Origin of the sequence: Burkholderia sp. B10 (genome assembly GCF_004368385.1) — a bacterium.
GTDB lineage: Bacteria > Pseudomonadota > Gammaproteobacteria > Burkholderiales > Burkholderiaceae > Burkholderia > Burkholderia vietnamiensis.
In genome coordinates this window covers 97,659-115,940 of the sequence record NZ_PQMX01000009.1, presented here as the reverse complement: position 1 = coordinate 115,940, position 18,282 = coordinate 97,659, and the positions used below count along the sequence as shown (strand labels likewise).

At 67.4% G+C, this 18,282-nt stretch carries 17 protein-coding genes; 12 read left to right on the top strand and 5 right to left on the bottom strand.

Annotation, left to right across the window (positions count from 1 at the left end; translation table 11 throughout):
* The first annotated feature begins 81 nt into the window (after positions 1-81).
* Positions 82-2,967, top strand: coding sequence for an excinuclease ABC subunit UvrA (gene uvrA / locus C3Y15_RS07355; RefSeq protein WP_011886044.1), 2,886 nt, complete (start codon positions 82-84; stop codon positions 2,965-2,967).
* Between the two features lie 257 nt (positions 2,968-3,224).
* Entirely contained in the window at positions 3,225-4,307 is a 1,083-nt protein-coding gene (locus tag C3Y15_RS07350; protein ID WP_069246328.1) for an AI-2E family transporter, read from the top strand.
* Between the two features lie 101 nt (positions 4,308-4,408).
* Here the strand turns inward: C3Y15_RS07350 and purU are convergent, their stop codons facing one another.
* From purU to C3Y15_RS07325, 5 genes are all read right to left on the bottom strand, one after another.
* Complete coding sequence (purU, locus tag C3Y15_RS07345) at positions 4,409-5,293, bottom strand: formyltetrahydrofolate deformylase (protein ID WP_011886046.1); 885 nt, start codon at positions 5,291-5,293, stop codon at positions 4,409-4,411.
* A gap of 103 nt (positions 5,294-5,396) precedes the next feature.
* The gene (locus C3Y15_RS07340) at positions 5,397-6,254 is read right to left on the bottom strand and encodes a DUF4743 domain-containing protein (protein ID WP_011886047.1); all 858 of its coding nucleotides are present in this window, start codon (positions 6,252-6,254) and stop codon (positions 5,397-5,399) included.
* Positions 6,255-6,259: 5 nt separating this feature from the next.
* A complete protein-coding gene (locus tag C3Y15_RS07335; protein ID WP_011886048.1) occupies positions 6,260-6,874 on the bottom strand; it encodes a LysE family translocator in 615 nt (204 codons plus the stop codon).
* A gap of 34 nt (positions 6,875-6,908) precedes the next feature.
* Positions 6,909-7,475, bottom strand: a complete 567-nt coding sequence (locus C3Y15_RS07330; RefSeq protein ID WP_011886049.1) for an adenine phosphoribosyltransferase — start codon at positions 7,473-7,475, stop codon at positions 6,909-6,911.
* 94 nt (positions 7,476-7,569) lie between these two features.
* A complete protein-coding gene (locus C3Y15_RS07325; RefSeq protein ID WP_045578773.1) occupies positions 7,570-9,576 on the bottom strand; it encodes a monovalent cation:proton antiporter family protein in 2,007 nt (668 codons plus the stop codon).
* A 125-nt stretch (positions 9,577-9,701) separates the two neighbouring features.
* Between C3Y15_RS07325 and kdsD the strand changes: the two genes are divergently transcribed.
* From kdsD to rapZ, 10 genes are all read left to right on the top strand, one after another.
* The gene (gene kdsD, locus C3Y15_RS07320) at positions 9,702-10,685 is read left to right on the top strand and encodes an arabinose 5-phosphate isomerase KdsD (protein ID WP_014723665.1); all 984 of its coding nucleotides are present in this window, start codon (positions 9,702-9,704) and stop codon (positions 10,683-10,685) included.
* Positions 10,685-11,221, top strand: a complete 537-nt coding sequence (locus C3Y15_RS07315; protein ID WP_011886052.1) for an HAD family hydrolase — start codon at positions 10,685-10,687, stop codon at positions 11,219-11,221. The genes kdsD and C3Y15_RS07315 overlap by 1 nt, the downstream gene beginning before the upstream one ends.
* A 3-nt stretch (positions 11,222-11,224) precedes the next feature.
* Complete coding sequence (gene lptC, locus C3Y15_RS07310) at positions 11,225-11,839, top strand: LPS export ABC transporter periplasmic protein LptC (RefSeq protein ID WP_011886053.1); 615 nt, start codon at positions 11,225-11,227, stop codon at positions 11,837-11,839.
* A gap of 20 nt (positions 11,840-11,859) precedes the next feature.
* Positions 11,860-12,525: a lipopolysaccharide transport periplasmic protein LptA gene (gene lptA, locus C3Y15_RS07305; protein WP_011886054.1), complete on the top strand. Its 666-nt coding sequence runs from the start codon at positions 11,860-11,862 to the stop codon at positions 12,523-12,525.
* Positions 12,522-13,298, top strand: coding sequence for an LPS export ABC transporter ATP-binding protein (gene lptB / locus C3Y15_RS07300; RefSeq protein ID WP_011886055.1), 777 nt, complete (start codon positions 12,522-12,524; stop codon positions 13,296-13,298). The genes lptA and lptB overlap by 4 nt, the downstream gene beginning before the upstream one ends.
* Before the next feature lie 162 nt (positions 13,299-13,460).
* On the top strand, positions 13,461-14,966 hold the full coding sequence (locus C3Y15_RS07295) for an RNA polymerase factor sigma-54 (protein ID WP_041493891.1): 1,506 nt from the start codon (positions 13,461-13,463) through the stop codon (positions 14,964-14,966).
* Positions 14,967-15,124: 158 nt separating this feature from the next.
* Entirely contained in the window at positions 15,125-15,484 is a 360-nt protein-coding gene (gene raiA, locus C3Y15_RS07290; protein WP_011886057.1) for a ribosome-associated translation inhibitor RaiA, read from the top strand.
* Positions 15,485-15,678: 194 nt separating this feature from the next.
* Entirely contained in the window at positions 15,679-16,191 is a 513-nt protein-coding gene (locus tag C3Y15_RS07285) for a PTS sugar transporter subunit IIA (RefSeq protein ID WP_011886058.1), read from the top strand.
* A gap of 129 nt (positions 16,192-16,320) precedes the next feature.
* On the top strand, positions 16,321-17,289 hold the full coding sequence (gene hprK, locus C3Y15_RS07280) for an HPr(Ser) kinase/phosphatase (protein ID WP_006483133.1): 969 nt from the start codon (positions 16,321-16,323) through the stop codon (positions 17,287-17,289).
* A 75-nt stretch (positions 17,290-17,364) separates the two neighbouring features.
* Entirely contained in the window at positions 17,365-18,273 is a 909-nt protein-coding gene (gene rapZ, locus C3Y15_RS07275) for an RNase adapter RapZ (RefSeq protein WP_034192566.1), read from the top strand.
* The last annotated feature ends 9 nt before the right edge of the window (positions 18,274-18,282 follow it).

Genomic DNA, 18,282 nt, shown 5'->3' with positions numbered 1-18,282 from the left:
CTGCAAAGGCTGGGACCCCCAACGACGGCCTCGAAAAGCCGTTATAGTAGCAGGTTTGGTTCCCTCCATTTGGCCAGGTTCATGGAACAGATCCGTATCCGTGGGGCACGCACCCACAACCTGAAAAACGTCAATCTCGACCTGCCGCGCCACAAGCTGGTCGTGATTACCGGGTTGTCGGGGTCGGGCAAGTCGTCGCTCGCGTTCGACACCCTTTATGCCGAGGGCCAGCGCCGCTACGTCGAGAGCCTGTCCGCTTATGCCCGCCAGTTCCTGCAGCTGATGGAGAAACCCGACGTCGACCTGATCGAAGGCCTGTCGCCTGCGATCTCGATCGAACAGAAGGCGACGTCCCACAACCCGCGTTCGACCGTCGGCACGGTCACCGAAATCCACGACTACCTGCGACTTTTGTTCGCACGGGTCGGCACGCCGTACTGCCCCGACCACGACATCCCGCTGGAGGCCCAGAGCGTGTCGCAGATGGTCGACGCCGCGCTCGCGCTGCCCGAGGAAACCAAGCTGATGATCCTCGCGCCGGTCGTCGCGGACCGCAAGGGCGAGCACGCCGAGCTGTTCGAGGACATGCAGGCGCAGGGCTTCGTGCGCTTTCGCGTGCGCTCGGGCGGCGGCACGGCGAACGAAGGCGTCGCGAAGATCTACGAGGTCGACTCGCTGCCGAAGCTGAAAAAGAACGACAAGCACACGATCGACGTGGTCGTCGACCGCCTGAAGGTGCGCCCGGACATGAAGCAGCGCCTCGCCGAATCGTTCGAAACGGCGCTGCGCCTCGCCGACGGCCGCGCCATCGCGCTCGAGATGGACACCGAGCGCGAACACCTGTTCAGCTCGAAGTTCGCGTGCCCGATCTGCTCGTACTCGCTGCAGGAGCTCGAGCCGCGCCTGTTCTCGTTCAACAACCCGATGGGCGCGTGCCCGGAATGCGACGGCCTCGGCCAGATCACGTTCTTCGATCCGAAGCGCGTCGTCGCGCACCCGTCGCTGTCGCTCGCCGCCGGCGCGGTGAAGGGCTGGGACCGCCGCAACCAGTTCTACTTCCAGATGCTGCAGAGCCTCGCGGCGTTCTACGAATTCGACATCGACGCCGCGTTCGAAGATCTCCCCGAGAAGATCCGCAAGGTGCTGCTGTACGGCTCGGGCAAGCAGACCATCCCGTTCTCGTACATCAACGAGCGCGGCCGCACGACGATCCGCGAGCACGTGTTCGAAGGGATCATCCCGAACCTCGAGCGGCGCTACCGCGAGACCGATTCGGCCGCGGTGCGCGAGGAGCTCGCGAAGTACCAGAACAACCAGCCGTGCCCGTCGTGCGACGGCACGCGGCTGCGCCGCGAGGCGCGCCACGTGCGGGTCGGCACCGGCGACTACGCGCGCGGCATCTACGAGATCAGCGGCTGGCCGCTGCGCGACGCGCTCGGCTATTTCGACGGCCTGACGCTCGAGGGCGCGAAGCGCGAGATCGCCGACAAGGTGATCAAGGAAATCGTCGCGCGCCTGACCTTCCTGAACAACGTCGGCCTCGACTACCTGTCGCTCGAGCGCAGCGCCGAAACGCTGTCCGGCGGCGAAGCGCAGCGCATCCGGCTCGCGTCGCAGATCGGCTCGGGCCTGACCGGCGTGATGTACGTGCTCGACGAGCCGTCGATCGGGCTGCATCAGCGCGACAACGACCGGCTGATCGCGACGCTCAAGCACCTGCGCGACCTCGGCAACTCGGTGATCGTCGTCGAGCACGACGAGGACATGATCCGCACCGCCGATTACGTCGTCGACATGGGGCCGGGCGCCGGCGAGCACGGCGGCGTGATCGTGGCCGAAGGCACGCCGAAGCAGGTGCAGGCGAACCCGCAGTCGCTGACCGGCCAGTATCTGGTCGGCAAGCGCACGATCGAGTATCCGGACGAGCGGATCGCGCCCGATCCCGAGCGGATGCTGCGCATCGCCGACGCGCACGGCAACAACCTGAAGCACGTCGATCTCGAGCTGCCGATCGGGCTGCTGACCTGCATCACCGGCGTGTCCGGTTCCGGCAAGTCGACGCTGATCAACGACACGCTGTATCACGCGGTCGCGCGCCATCTGTACGGCTCGTCGGCCGAGCCGGCGCCGTACGAGGCGATCGAGGGCCTCGAGCATTTCGACAAGGTGATCAACGTCGACCAGTCGCCGATCGGCCGCACGCCGCGCTCGAACCCGGCCACCTACACGGGCCTGTTCACGCCGATCCGCGAGCTGTTCTCGGGCGTGCCGACCGCCAAGGAGCGCGGCTACGATCCCGGCCGCTTCTCGTTCAACGTGAAGGGCGGCCGCTGCGAGTCGTGCCAGGGCGACGGCGTGCTGAAGGTCGAGATGCACTTCCTGCCGGACGTCTACGTGCCGTGCGACGTGTGCCACGGCAAGCGCTACAACCGCGAGACGCTCGAGGTGCAGTACAAGGGCAAGAACATCAGCGAAGTGCTCGACATGACCGTCGAGCACGCGTACGAGTTCTTCAGCGCGGTGCCGGTGATCGCGCGCAAGCTGAAGACGCTGCTCGACGTCGGCCTCGGCTACATCCGCCTCGGCCAGTCGGCCACGACGCTGTCGGGCGGCGAGGCGCAGCGCGTGAAGCTGTCGCTGGAGCTGTCCAAGCGCGACACGGGCCGCACGCTGTACATCCTCGACGAGCCGACGACCGGCCTGCACTTCCACGACATCGCGCTGCTGCTCGAGGTGATCCACCGGCTGCGCGACCAGGGCAACACGGTCGTGATCATCGAGCACAACCTCGACGTGATCAAGACGGCCGACTGGGTGATCGACCTCGGTCCGGAAGGCGGCGCGGGCGGCGGCCAGATCATCGCCCAGGGCACGCCCGAGCAGGTCGCGAAGACCAAGGCCAGCTTCACCGGCAAGTATCTCGCGCCGCTGCTCAAGCGGCCGACCCGCAAAACGGCGGCCGGCTGACACGTTCCGTTCCCGCGCGCGGCCGCCCGGCCGCGCGCCCTCGGCGGCCCGCACGCCGGGCAGCCTGCGCGTTTTCCCTTCTGCGGTTTTCCCTTCTGCGTTTACACCACGAGCCAAACCGTCCCGTGGCGGACCATAATGGCAGCTATACTTTACGGTCGTAAGGTTCGCCCTCCGCACCAATCCGGTGCGGCGCGCGGCAACCGCGGTCCTGCCGCCCACCGCGCGGCACGCCACACGAACGACAGGAATCCATGATGGAGAAGCAACAAGAGTCGCGCGACGCGCAGAACCGCGAGCCGCACCTGCGCAGCGTGCGGCTGACGAGCGACTTCAGCCTGCCGAAGCTGTCGGCGATCGAGATCGGCAGCTACCTGTTCGCGCTGGTCGCGATGGTGGCCGTGATCGAGCTGAAGCTGCTCGGCGGGCTGCTGGCCGGCCTGCTGGTCTACCAGCTGATCCACACGATCGCGCCTGCGATCGAACGGCATACGACCAGCATGCGCGCGCGCTGGGTGGCCGTCGTGCTGCTGTCGATCGCGATCGTCGGCGGCCTCACCGGCCTGACGATCGGCATCATCCAGCACTTCGAGCACACGGTGCCGAACCTGCAGAGCCTGCTCGGCCAGCTGATGCAGATCGTCGAGCAGACGCGCGCGCGCACGCCGGCGTGGATCGCCAACCTGCTGCCGGTCGACGTCGAGCAGATGAAGGCGAAGGCCGCGCTGCTGATGCACTCGCACATGGACCAGCTCCAGCAAGGCGGCAAGAGCGTCGCGCGCGGCTTCGGCCACGTGCTGTTCGGGATGGTCATCGGCGCGATGATCGCGATCGGCGTCGAGCACGGCAAGGTGCGCCGGCCGCTGTCGACGGCGCTCGTCACGCGCGTGTCGCGCTTCGCCGAATCGTTCCGCCGGATCGTGTTCGCGCAGATCAAGATCTCGGCGATCAACGCGGCGTTCACCGGCGTCTACCTGCTCGTCGCGCTGCCGATCTTCCAGCAGCGGCTGCCGCTGTCGAAGACGCTCGTGCTCGTCACGTTCATCGTCGGGCTGCTGCCGGTGATCGGCAACCTCGTCTCGAACACGCTGATCGTCGCCGTGTCGCTGTCGGTGAGCATGGGCACCGCGATCGCGTCGCTCGCGTTCCTGATCGTGATCCACAAGCTCGAATACTTCCTGAACGCGAAGATCATCGGCGGCCAGATCGAATCGCGTGCATGGGAGCTGCTGCTCGCGATGCTGATCATGGAAGCCGCGTTCGGGCTGCCGGGCGTGATCGCCGCGCCGATCTTCTACGCATACGTGAAGCGCGAGCTGTACATGCTGCGGCTGATCTGACCCCGCGCGCCGTCACCCGGCCTACGAAAAAAACGCCGCGCTCGATTACGAGCGCGGCGTTTTTGCTGGCGGGCCGGCAAGCGGCCGGCGCGATGCGCCGCTCAGCGGAACACGACGGTCTTGGTCCCGTTCAGCACGATCCGGTGCTCGACGTGCCACTTCACCGCGCGCGCGAGCGTCACGCACTCGACGTCGCGGCCGATCGCAGTCAGCTGGTCGGGCGTCATGCTGTGGTCGACGCGCTCGACTTCCTGCTCGATGATCGGGCCTTCGTCGAGGTCGGTCGTCACGTAGTGTGCGGTCGCGCCGATCAGCTTCACGCCGCGGTCGAACGCCTGGTAATACGGCTTGGCGCCCTTGAAGCTCGGCAGGAACGAATGATGGATGTTGATCGCGCGGCCGGCGAGCTGCTCGCACATGTTCGGCGACAGGATCTGCATGTAGCGCGCGAGCACGACGAGATCGGCGCGGTGCTCGTCGATCACCTCCAGCACGCGGGCTTCCTGCGCGGCCTTCGCCGCGTCCGACGATCCGCCGACGAGCGGAAAGTGATGGAACGGGATGTTGTAGCTGGCGGCGAGCTGGTAGAACTCCTTGTGGTTCGACACGATCGCCGGAATCTCGATCGGCAGCTGGCCGGTGCGATAGCGGAACAGCAGATCGTTCAGGCAATGGCCGATCTTCGACACCATGATCACGACGCGCGGCTTCACCGCCGCGTCGTGCAGCTCCCAGCGCATCTCGAACTGCTCGGCGAGCGGCGCGAATTCGCGGCGCAGCGTGTCGAGCGCGGCCGTGGCATCCACGCCGTCGGCATCCTGCTCGAAGTGCACGCGCATGAAGAACTCGCCGCTGCGGCTGTCGCCGAACTGCGCGGAATCGAGGATGTTGTTGCTGCGCTCGAACAGGAAGCCCGAGACCGCGTGGACGATGCCGTGCCGGTCGGGGCACGACAGTTTCAAGATAAAGCTGTGATCGGTCGACATGACCGCTACTCCCTTCGTTTCGGTATTCGTCAATTGGGCCGTGGGTTCGGCTGCGACGCCGGCCGCGCCCGCCACGGCATCGCGCGGGTCACGCGGCTGAGGCTCAGGCGGGCGGCGCGAACAGCGCATCCATGCCGTCGGCGTCGGCCGCTGCCAGCCAGCGGTGGCGCAGCAGCGTGTCGAGCATCGCGAGGCTCGCATCCATCGTCGCGCGGCCTTCGCGCAGCCAGCCGAGCACTTCCGGAACGCCGGCCAGCAGATGCTCGGCCACCTCGCCGTCCTGGTTGTGCGGCGCGAAGTCGCGCGGCAGCGGCAGGTCGTACACGAAGATCAGTTCGGATTGCGTGCCTTCGGGCAGCGAGCACAACACCTGCACCGCACGGCCCGCGACCGCGCGCGCCGCCAGTTCGGCCGGCATGCCGGCCTCTTCCCAGCACTCTTTCGCGAGCGTCTCGCGCACGCCCAGCCCCCAGCCGATGCCGCCCGCGACGACGTTGTCGAGCATGCCCGGGTCGGTGGCCTTGGTGGCGCTGCGGCGGCCGAGCCACATCTGCGGCACGGCCGGCGCGCCCGGCGCGGCCGCATATTCTACGATGCCGTTCAGGTGCACCGCATAAGTCTGCGTGCCGAAGAAGCGCGCGGCGGCGCGCTCGATATAGGCGAGCGGCGGATCGTCGAAGCGGTTGCGGATCGCATAGATCTCGTCGCGCCAGCCGGGGATCGCGCCTTCCGCGGCCAGTGCGCCGATCGCGCTCGCGAGCGCCATGCTGCGTGCGTCGACCGTGTCGTAGCGCGCCGACAGCACGACGCGCGCGTCGCTCAGCTCGAACACGTCGGGCCAGCGGGCCAGCTTCGCGACGTCTGCGCGCCGCACCCAGCCGACCTGACGGCCGGCGATCTCGAAGCGCAGGTGCGCGGCCGGATCGAAGCGGCGCGCGGCCGCAATGCAGGGGAACGTCATCGGCGTCAGTCCTTCAGCGCCACGCGGATGCCGATCGCGATGAAGGTCGCGCCGGCGATCCGGTCGAGCCACACGCCGGCCTTCGGGCGGCGCTTCAGCCAGGCGCCGATCGCGCCCGCGCCGACGCCGAACAGCGAGAAGATCGCGGCCGTCTGCAGCATGAACAGCGCGCCGAGCTCGAACATCTGCAGCGTCACCGGCTGCGCGCCGTGCGGATCGACGAACTGCGGCAGGAACACGACGAAGAACAGCGTGACTTTCGGGTTCATCAGGTTGCCGATCACGCTCTGCCGGAAGATCGCGCCGAGCGGCTGCGGCGGGCGCGCATGCGCGTTCGCGAGCCCCTGGCTGCGCAGCGCCTTGATGCCGATCCACACGAGATACGCGGCGCCCGCGAGCTTCAGGATCTGGAACGCGACCGGCGACGAGCGCAGCACGGCCGCGACGCCGAGCGCCGCGAGCGTCGTATGGAACAGGATCCCGGCCGTGAAGCCGAGCGCGGCGACGAAGCCGGCCGCGCGGCCCTGCGAGATGCCGCGCGCGAGCACCTGCAGGTTGTCGGGGCCGGGCGCGAAGGTGATCGCGATCGACGTGGCGAGAAACAGCATGAAGTTGGGCATCGTGACCTCGCGGCGTGAGCCGGCGCTCGATGGTTCAGTGGCCGGCGAATTCGGTGACGGTGTAGATCGGCAGCCCTGCGTTGCGAAGCAGCGTCGAGCCGCCGAGGTCCGGCAGGTCGATGATCGCCGCGCCTTCGACGACGACCGCGCCGAGCCGCTGCAGCAGGTTGCGTCCCGCCATCATCGTGCCGCCGGTCGCGATCAGGTCGTCCATGATGATCACGCGGTCGCCGGGGCGGCACGCGTCCTCGTGGATCTCGACCGTCGCGCTGCCGTATTCGAGGTCGTAAGATTCCGAGCACGTCTTGTACGGCAGCTTGCCGACCTTGCGGATCGGCACGAAGCCGACGCTCAGCTCATAAGCGACGATCGGCGCGATGATGAAGCCGCGCGCGTCGAGGCCCGCGACGTAGTCGAGCTTCGCATCGACATAGCGCTCGACGAACAGGTCGACGAGGATGCGCAGCGCCTTCGGGCTCTGCAGCAGCGTCGTGATGTCGCGGAACATCACGCCCGGCTGCGGCCAGTCGGGCACCGTGCGGATCTGGCTGTGGATGAAGGCGACCGGATCGAGCGGCGCGCCCGACGACGAATGCGGCATGAAACTCTCCGAAAAAAACGGTGCGCGACGATCGCGCACCGTTTCGAATTAATGCGGGTCAGGTTGTTGGGTCGCCCTTCGAGGCTTCGAGGCTTCAGGCTACCGCGGCCGGCGGCTCGCGCCGCAGCCGCGACAGCCGCTCCTCGGCGATCGCGAGCGCCTCGGGCAGCCCGCGCAGCACGACGATGTCGCTCGCGCGCAGCTTGGTCTGCGGATCGGGCTCGACGCCGCGAATGCCGTGCCGGCGAATCGCCGTGACTTCGATCCCGAGCACGTACAGCCCGAGCTCCTCCAGCGAGCGCCCGACCGCGTCGGCGCGCGCGTCGACCGGCACCGATTGTAGCCGCACCTGCTCGTGATCGTCGTCGTCGGCATCGTCCGCGCCGTGGAAATAGCCGCGCAGCAGGCTGTAGCGCTCGTCGCGCATCTCCTCGACGCGCCGCACGACCTTGCGCATCGGCACGCCCACCAGCACCAGCGTGTGCGACGCGAGCATCAGGCTGCCCTCGACGATCTCCGGAATCACCTCGGTCGCGCCGGCCGCGAGCAGCTTCTCGAGATCGGCGTCGTCGACGGTGCGCACGATCGCCGGCAGCGTCGGCGCCAGCTCGTGCACGTGGTGCAGCACGCGCAGCGCCGACGGCGTGTTCGCATACGTGATCGCGACGGCCGCCGCGCGATGGATGCCGGCCGCGAGCAGCGACTCGCGGCGCGCCGCGTCGCCGAACACGACCGATTCGCCGGCCGTCGCCGCGGCGCTCACGCGATCGGGATCGAGGTCGAGCGCGACGTACGGAATGCCTTCCTGCTCGAGCATGCGCGCGAGGTTCTGCCCCGCGCGGCCGTAGCCGCAGATGATCACGTGGCCGCGCTGCTTGAGGCTTTGCGTCGCGATCCGCGTCATCTGCAGCGACTGCTGCATCCATTCGGTCGACGACAGCCGCATCACGATCCGGTCGGCGTTCTGGATCAGGAACGGCGCGGCGAGCATCGACAGCAGCATCGACGCGAGGATCGCCTGCAGCAGCGTCGCATCGACCAGGTGCCGGTCGAGGATCAGGTTCAGCAGCACGAAGCCGAACTCGCCGGCCTGCGCGAGGCCGATGCCGGTGCGCATCGCGACGCCCGGCGTCGCGCCGAACAGCCGCGCGAGCCCCGCGATCGTCGTCGCCTTGAACAGGATCTGCCCGATGAAGAAGCCGAGCACGAGCAACGGATGCTCCCAGATCACGCGCGGATCGAGCAGCATCCCGGTCGTCACGAAGAACAGCCCGAGCAGCACGTCGCGAAACGGCTTGATGTCCTCTTCCACCTGATGACGGAACGGCGTCTCGGCGATCAGCATCCCGGCGATGAACGCGCCGAGCGCGAGCGACAGACCGAAGCGGTCGGTGATGAACGCGGCGCCCAGCGTGACGAGCAGCAGGTTCAGCACGAACAGCTCCTGCGAGCGGCGCCGCGCGACGACGTTCAGCCAGCGCGTCATGAAGCGCTGCCCGACGATCAGCAGCAGGGCGAGCGCGATCACGATCTTGACCGCCGCGAAGCCAAGCGTGATCGCGAGATCCTTCGACGACTCGGCGCCGAACGCCGCGATGACGATCAGCAGCGGCACCACCGCGAGATCCTGGAACAGCAGCACGCCGAAGATGTTGCGCCCGTGCGCGGTCTCGATCTCGAGCCGCTCGGCGAGCATCTTCGAGACGATCGCCGTCGACGACATCGCGAGCGCGCCGCCGAGCGCGACGCTGCCCTGCCACGCGATGTGCACCCAGCGCTCGAACAGCGCGCCGAGCACGACCGCCAGCACGAGCGTCGCGACCACCTGCAGCAGCCCGAGCCCGAACACGAGCCGCTGCATCGCCCGTAGCTTCGCGAGCGAGAACTCGAGGCCGATCGAAAACATCAGGAACACGACGCCGAATTCGGCAAGATGCTCGGCGCGCTCGAGGTCCGCGGCGACGCCGAACGCGTGCGGGCCGACCAGAATGCCGACGGTCAGATAGCCGAGCATCGGCGGCAGGTTCAGCGAGCGAAATACGACGACGCCGACCACCGAAGCCAGCAGCAGCAGCAGCGTCATTTCGAGCGGGGAAATCACAGGCGAAGCGTCCTCGTTCGTCGGGGCCACGGCAATGCGGGCGCGGGTGGTGGCGGTAGGCAAGCGGCATCGGACAAGTCCGAAGGCGCGGCGCGGCGAACAAACGCCTTTGCTATACTCCGCGCATGATAGCGAAAATCAATGATGATCGGGCGCTCGCGCTCGCCCGCGACGTGCTCGACATCGAGGCGGACGCCGTGCGCGCGCTGCGCGACCAGCTCGACGGCGACTTCGTCCAGGCCGTGGCACTGCTGCTCGGCTGCCGCGGGCGCGTGGTGGTCTCCGGCATCGGCAAATCAGGGCATATCGCCCGCAAGATCGCGGCCACGCTGGCCAGCACCGGTACGCCTGCATTCTTCGTCCACCCGGCGGAAGCGAGCCATGGCGACCTCGGGATGGTGACCGCCGACGACGTCTTCATCGGCATTTCGTATTCCGGCGAATCGGAAGAGCTCGTGGCGATCCTGCCGCTCGTCAAGCGGATCGGCGCGAAGCTGATCGCGATCACGGGCCGCGCCGAATCGAGCCTCGGCAAGCTCGCCGACGTGCACCTGAACGCCGCCGTGTCGAAGGAAGCCTGCCCGCTGAACCTCGCGCCCACCGCGAGCACGACGGCCGCGCTCGCGCTCGGCGACGCGCTCGCCGTCGCGGTGCTCGATGCGCGCGGCTTCGGCTCCGAGGACTTCGCGCGCTCGCATCCGGGCGGCGCGCTCGGCCGCCGTCTGCTCACGCACGTACGCGACGTGATGCGCAGCGGCGCCGACGTGCCGCGCGTCGGGCTCGACGCGACGCTGTCGGACGCGCTGTTCCAGATCACCGAAAAGCGCCTCGGCATGACGGCCGTGGTCGATCCCGACGGCCGCGTCGCCGGCATCTTCACCGACGGCGACCTGCGCCGCGTGCTCGCGCGCGACGGCGACTTCCGCACGCTGCCGATCGTCGACGTGATGACGCGCGCGCCGCGCACGATCGGCCCGGACCAGCTCGCGGTCGAAGCCGTGGAACTGATGGAGCGCCACCGGATCAACCAGATGCTGGTGGTCGATGCAAACGGCATGCTGATCGGCGCGCTGAACATGCACGACCTGTTTTCGAAGAAGGTGATCTGATGAGCGCAGCGCTGACTGCGGCCGAACGCGCGAGCCGCGTGAAGCTGATGATTTTCGACGTCGACGGCGTACTGACCGACGGCGGCCTGCTGTTTACCGCGGCCGGCGACGCGATGAAGTCGTTCAATTCGCTCGACGGCCATGGCGTGAAGCTGCTCGGCGAAGCCGGCATCGCGACCGCGATCATCACCGGACGCCGTTCGGAGATCGTCGCGGCGCGCGCGAAGGAAATGAAGATCGCGCACCTGTTCCAGGGCGTCGAGGACAAGCTCGCCGTGTTCGCCGATCTGGCCGGCTCGCTCGGCATCGGCGCCGACGCATGCGGCTACATGGGCGACGACTGGCCCGACCTGCCCGTGATGCTGCGCTGCGGCTTCGCGACCGCGCCGGCCAATGCGCACCCCGAGGTGATCGCGCGCGCACACTGGGTGGCCGAGGCCCGCGGCGGTCACGGCGCGGTGCGCGAAGTGTGCGACGCGATCCTGCGCGCGCAGCGCCGCTACGATGCGCTGCTCGCCGCCGCGTGCGGAGTCTGACCGATGAATCCGCAATTTCGCTGGACCCAGCTGCTGCCGCTCGTCGCGGTGGCCGCGCTCGCGGGCATCACGTGGTGGCTGCTGCAGGCGACGCTGCCGCCGCCCGGCGAAGGCGCCGCGCAACCGAAGCGCCATACGCCCGACTATTTCGCCGACAACTTCTCGGTCACCGAGCTCGACCAGACCGGCACGACCCAGTACCGGCTGACGGCCGCGAAGCTGGTCCACTACGAAGACACCGACGACAGCGACCTGACCGATCCGGCGATGCGCGCGTTCCAGCCCGGCAAGCCGGTCGTCACGACCACCGCGAAGCGCGGCACGGTCAACGGCGACGTGTCGATCGTCGACTTGTACGACGACGCGCGCATCCTGCGCGTGGCCGGCGGCGGCGATCCGCAGATGCAGGCCGATTCGCAGCATTTCCGGATCTTGGTCAACGACGATGTGATCCAGACCGAAAAGCCGGTTAAACTTCAGCGCGGCCTGTCGCTCGTCAACGCGACCGACGGCATGAAGTACAACAACGTCACCCGGGTCATCGAGCTTTACGGCAACGTGCGCGGCACGATCGCCGCCACGGACACGTCCGGCGGCTCGAAAGGTCAACCCAGGTGACGCATCCCTCACGTGACTGCATGAACGAACCGTTCCCTCGACAGAATTCCGGCGGCGCTGCGCGCGCCGTCCGCGCCGCGCTCGTCGCGACGCTCGTGGCGCTCCCGCTCGTCGGGCTGGCGCCGCTCGCCCATGCCGAGAAGGCCGACCAGAACAAGCCGATCAACGTCGAGGCCGACAACCTGACCTATGACGACCTGAAGCAGGTGACCGTCGCGACCGGCAACGTCGTGATCACGAAGGGCACGATCAAGATCACCGGCGACCGCGTCGAAGTGCGGCAGGACCCGGAAGGCTACCAGTACGCGACGTCGTTCGGCAGCGGCAAGAAGCACGCGACGTTCCGCCAGAAGCGCGAAGGCCTCGACGAATACATCGACGGCGACGCCGAGCGCATCGACTACGACGGCAAGCAGGACCTGACCACGCTGACGACGGCCGCCACCGTGCGCCGCCTGCAGGGCACGTCGACGATCGCGGACACCGTGCACGGCAGCGTGATCACGTACGACGGCCAGCGCGACTTCTACACCGCGAAGGGCGGCAAGGACGTCGCCGCGCCGGGCAACCCGAACGGCCGCGTGCGCGCGATGCTGTCGCCGAAGAACGGCGGCCCCGGTCCCCTGAACGGCGCGCCGGCGAAGCTGTCGCCGTCGACCACGATCCAGGGAGCGCCCGCCCAATGAACGCGCTTCCGAATCGCCAGCCGGCCGGCACCACGAGTTCGCTCGTGGTGCGCAACCTGAAGAAGCGCTACGGCTCGCGCACCGTCGTCAAGGACGTGTCGCTCGACGTGAAGAGCGGCGAGGTGGTCGGCCTGCTCGGCCCGAACGGCGCGGGCAAGACGACGTCGTTCTACATGATCGTCGGCCTCGTGCCGCTCGATGCGGGCGAAATCTCGCTGAACGGCAGTTCGATCAGCCTGCTGCCGATCCACAAGCGCGCGTCGCTCGGCCTGTCGTATCTGCCGCAGGAAGCGTCGGTGTTCCGCAAGCTGACCGTCGAGGAAAACATCCGCGCGGTGCTCGAGCTGCAGCACGGCGAAGACGGCAAGCGCCTGTCGAAGGACGCCATCGCGGCGCGCACGGAGGCGCTGCTCGACGAGCTGCAGATTGGCCACCTGCGCGACAATCCCGCGCTGTCGCTGTCGGGCGGCGAACGCCGTCGCGTGGAGATCGCACGCGCGCTCGCGACCAACCCGAACTTCATCCTGCTCGACGAACCGTTCGCGGGCGTCGACCCGATCGCGGTGCTCGAGATCCAGAAGATCGTCAAGTTCCTGAAGCAACGCAACATCGGCGTGTTGATCACCGATCACAACGTGCGTGAAACGCTCGGCATCTGCGATCACGCCTACATCATCAGCGACGGTTCGGTGCTCGCCGCCGGCGCGCCGAGCGAAATCATCGAGAACGAGAGCGTGCGCCGCGTCTACCTCGGCGAACACTTCCGGATGTAACTTCCCCATGGCTGGCCGCCCCCGCCCGGCGACGCCGCGCGGGGCCGCGCCCGCGTGCCCGCTCAGCGGCCCTGCCGCGGCCTGACGCCGCGCCGCGCGTAATCGCGGATGGCTCAACGCGGCTGGGTCGTGGCAAACTGCCGGTATGACTCCCTCCTCGCCATGAAAGCCAGCCTCCAACTCCGCCTGTCGCAACACCTTGCGTTGACGCCGCAGCTGCAGCAGTCGATTCGGCTTTTGCAGCTGTCGACGCTCGAGCTGCAGCAGGAAGTCGCGATGGCCGTCGCGCAGAATCCGCTGCTGGAAAGCGACGACGAATGGATCGCGAGCCCGCTGCGCGTCGCAGCCGACGGATCGCTGATCGCGCAGACGCCGCCCGCCCCGAACGGCGAGTCCGGCAGCATGAACGGCAGCGGCCAGTCGAGCGAGCGCGCCGAACGCGACGAGCCGGCCGCCACCGACGAATACGACGGCTATGGCTCGGGCGACGCGAGCGACGGCCCGCAATGGAATCTCGACGAATTCGGCCGCTCGAGCGGCGCGTCGGACGACGACGATCTCCCGCCGCTGCAGGTCCAGGAAGCCGCCACGTCGCTGCGCGAGCATCTGTCCGCGCAGCTGCGCGTCACGCAGGCCAGCCCGCGCGATCGCGCGCTCGTGATGTTCCTGATCGAATCGCTCGACGACGACGGCTATCTGACCGCGTCGCTCGACGAAGTGCTGGCCGACCTGCCGCCCGAACTGGAAGTCGACGGCGACGAGCTGAACGCGGCGCTCGCGCTGCTGCACAGCTTCGATCCGGCCGGCGTCGGCGCGCGCTCGGCGTCCGAATGCCTGAAGCTGCAACTGCTGCGGCTCGATCCGTCCCCGACCCGCACGCTCGCGCTGGAAATCGTCTCGCAGCATCTCGAGCTGCTCGCCGCGCGCGACTTCACGCGGCTGCGCAAGCAACTGAAGGCGAGCGACGACGCGCTGCGCGACGCGCACGCGCTGATCCGCTCGCTGGAGCCGTTCCCGGGCGCGGCCTACGGCAAGGCCGAGGCCGACTACGTGGTGCCCGACATCATCGTGAAGAAGGCCGGCCAGGGCTGGCTCGCGGAGCTCAATCCGGAGGTGATGCCGCGCCTGCGGATCAACAACCTGTACGCGAACATTCTGCGCAACAGCCGCGGCGATCCGTCGACCGGATCGTTGAAGCAACAGCTGCAGGAAGCACGCTGGCTGATCAAGAATATCCAGCAGCGATTCGACACGATCCTGCGTGTCGCGCAGGCTATTGTCGAACGTCAGAAGAACTTCTTTGCGCACGGCGAAATTGCCATGCGCCCCTTGGTTTTGCGGGAAATAGCTGATACGCTGGGCCTACACGAGTCGACTGTCAGCCGTGTGACAACCGGTAAGTACATGCTGACCCCGTTCGGGACGCTGGAGTTCAAGTACTTCTTCGGATCGCACGTTTCGACCGACACCGGAGGCGCCGCATCGTCGACCGCCATCCGAGCCCTGATCAAGCAACTGATAGGAGCTGAAGACCCAAAGTCGCCACTTTCGGACAGCCGCATTGCCGAGCTGCTGGCAGAACAGGGATTCGTGGTCGCGCGCCGCACGGTCGCGAAGTATCGCGAAGCCCTCAGGATCCCGGCAGTGAATCTGCGCAAATCTCTTTAAGCCTGCTGCCTGCCCGGCGGCAGGCGTGTTCCGGCCACCGCGCATACGGGGAACAGGCCGGGCGACCTGTCCGCGATTACGCCGCCATGTGCGGCAGGGCAAGTCGACCGGAGCGCCGCCTCGATGCGGCCGGGTGGTCACTCGCTTGGAGAAGCACTATGAACCTGAAGATCAGTGGACATCATCTCGAAGTCACGCCTGCAATTCGCGAATACGTGATCACCAAGCTGGACCGGGTGCTACGCCATAGCGATCAGGTCATCGATGGCACTGTGATCCTCTCGGTCGACAACCACAAGGAAAAGGACAAGCAGCAGCGCGCGGAAATCAACCTGCACCTGAAGGGCAAGGACATCTTCGTCGAAAGCGCGAACGGCAACCTGTACGCAGCGATCGATCTGCTGATCGACAAGCTGGATCGCCAGGTCGTCAAGCACATGGAGCGTCTGCAGACCCATGCGCACGACCCGATCAAGCTCCAGCCGTCGGTCGACCAGATCGAACTGCCGCCGCAATAACCTTTACCGCAACACGCACATCGCCCGGTTCGCCGGGCTTTTTTTGTGCCCTCGGGGCCGTGGTGCGACCGGTCCGTCCATGCTGCGCCATGCACGCGGCTGTGCTCTATAATGTGCCGGTTATCGCCGGGGGGCGTGGCGCGCGGTAGCTGCGTTGCAGGCTGCCGAAGCCGAACGCCTTGATATCGCCGAACATGGAAAATCAGTCTGCCGCAGCAAGGAGACCCCAGGCCGCCCACTCGCCTGCCAACATGAATCGCCTAGCCAAAATCCTGCCCATTGAGAACGTCGTCATCGACCTCTCCGTCACCAGCAAGAAACGCGTCTTCGAGCAAGCGGGGCTGATCTTCGAGAATCAGAACGGCATCGCCCGCAGCACCGTCACGGACAACCTGTTCGCGCGCGAGCGCCTCGGCTCGACCGGGCTCGGCGAAGGCGTCGCGATTCCACACGGGCGCATCAAGGGTCTCAAGCATCCGCTCGCCGCCTTCGTCCGGCTCGCCGAGGCGATCCCGTTCGAAGCACCCGACGGCCAGCCCGTCGGGCTCCTGATTTTCCTGCTCGTGCCCGAGCAAGCCACGCAGCAGCACCTCGAGATCCTGTCGGAGATCGCGCAGCTGCTGTCCGATCGAGACGCGCGCGAGCGTCTGCACAACGAAACGGATATCGCCGAGTTGCATCGCCTGCTCACTCAGTGGCAACCTTGAGTTGATCCGGGCGGAACATTCCCCAGAACCCGGCGGCACGCGCCGCCGTCCAGGGCCGCCCGGCGCCGGTCCGGCATGGCGACGCCCGTCGCCGTGCGCATGCACCGGCTCATTGGAGTGACGAGAGTCATGGATACGTCCAGCATCAACGCCCAGAGCATCTTCGACGACAACGCGGCCACGCTGAAGCTCAGTTGGCTGACGGGGCATGAAGGCTGGGAGCGCGGTTTCTCGGCCGACACGGTCGGCAACGCGACGTCGAGCGCCGACCTCGTCGGCCACTTGAACCTGATCCACCCGAACCGGATCCAGGTGCTCGGCGAAGCCGAAATCGACTACTACCAGCGGCAGACCGACGAAGACCGTTCGCGCCACATGGCCGAGCTGATCGCGCTCGAGCCGCCGTTCCTGGTGGTGGCCGGCGGCGCGGCCGCCCCGCCCGAGTTGGTGCTGCGCTGCACGCGCTCGTCCACGCCGCTGTTCACGACGCCGATGTCCGCGGCCGCGGTCATCGACAGCCTGCGGCTCTACATGTCGCGCATCCTCGCGCCGCGCGCGACGCTGCATGGCGTGTTCCTCGACATCCTCGGGATGGGCGTGCTGCTCACCGGCGATTCGGGGCTCGGCAAGAGCGAGCTCGGCCTCGAGCTGATCAGCCGCGGTCACGGCCTGGTGGCCGACGACGCCGTCGATTTCGTCCGCCTCGGTCCCGATTTCGTCGAAGGCCGCTGCCCGCCGCTGCTGCAGAACCTGCTCGAAGTGCGCGGCCTCGGGCTGCTCGACATCAAGACGATCTTCGGCGAAACCGCCGTGCGCCGGAAAATGAAGCTGAAGCTGATCGTCCAGCTGGTGCGCCGGCCGGACGGCGAATTCCAGCGCTTGCCGCTCGAAAGCCAGACGGTCGACGTGCTCGGCCTGCCGATCAGCAAGGTCACGATCCAGGTGGCGGCCGGCCGCAACCTCGCGGTGCTCGTCGAGGCGGCCGTGCGCAACACGATCCTGCAGCTGCGCGGCATCGACACGTTGCGCGATTTCATGGATCGGCAACGGCTCGCGATGCAGGATCCCGACAGTCAGTTCCCCGGCAAGCTGGTATAGCGTTCGCGCGCCGGCCACGCAGCGCCGACGCGTCGAGCCGGTGCTATGATGAAACGTCAGGATTCTCTGCTTCCCATGCGCATCGTCCTCATCACCGGCATCTCCGGCTCAGGCAAGTCCGTCGCGCTGAACGCGCTGGAGGACGCAGGCTACTACTGCGTCGACAACCTGCCGCCGCACGTGCTGCCCGAACTCGCCCGCTACCTCGCCGAGGATGGCCAGCACCGGCTCGCGGTCGCGATCGATGCGCGTTCGAGCGCGTCGCTCGACGAAATGCCCGGCCTGATCCGCGCGCTGTCGCTCGAGCACGACGTGCGCGTGCTGTTCCTCAACGCGAGCACGCAGTCGTTGATCCAGCGCTTTTCCGAAACGCGCCGGCGCCATCCGCTGTCCGGCTCGCCGTCGCACGACGCGAACGTCGGGCTGCTGTCGTCGCTCGAGGAAGCGATCGAGCGCGAGCGCGAGCTGGTCGCGCCGCTCGCCGAATTCGGCCACCAGATCGACACCAGCACGCTGCGCGCGAACGTGCTGCGCACCTGGGTCAAGCGCTTCATCGAGCAGAAGAACAACGACCTGATGGTGATGTTCGAATCGTTCGGCTTCAAGCGCGGCGTGCCGCTCGACGCCGACCTGATGTTCGACGTGCGCGCGCTGCCGAATCCGTACTACGACCACGAGCTGCGCCCGCTCACCGGGCTCGACCAGCCGGTCATCGCGTTTCTCGACGCACTGCCGATCGTCCATCAGATGATCGACGACATCCATGCGTTCCTGATGAAATGGTTGCCGCACTTTCGCGAGGACAACCGCAGCTATCTGACCGTCGCCATCGGCTGTACCGGCGGCCAGCATCGCTCGGTGTTCATCGCGGAAACGCTCGCCGCGCGCCTCGCGCACGATGCGAACGTGATCGTGCGGCATCGTGACGCGCCGGTGGATGTCGACGCGTCGTCGCGGCTCGTCGCCGACGTCCACCGACCTTAGCGACACCGC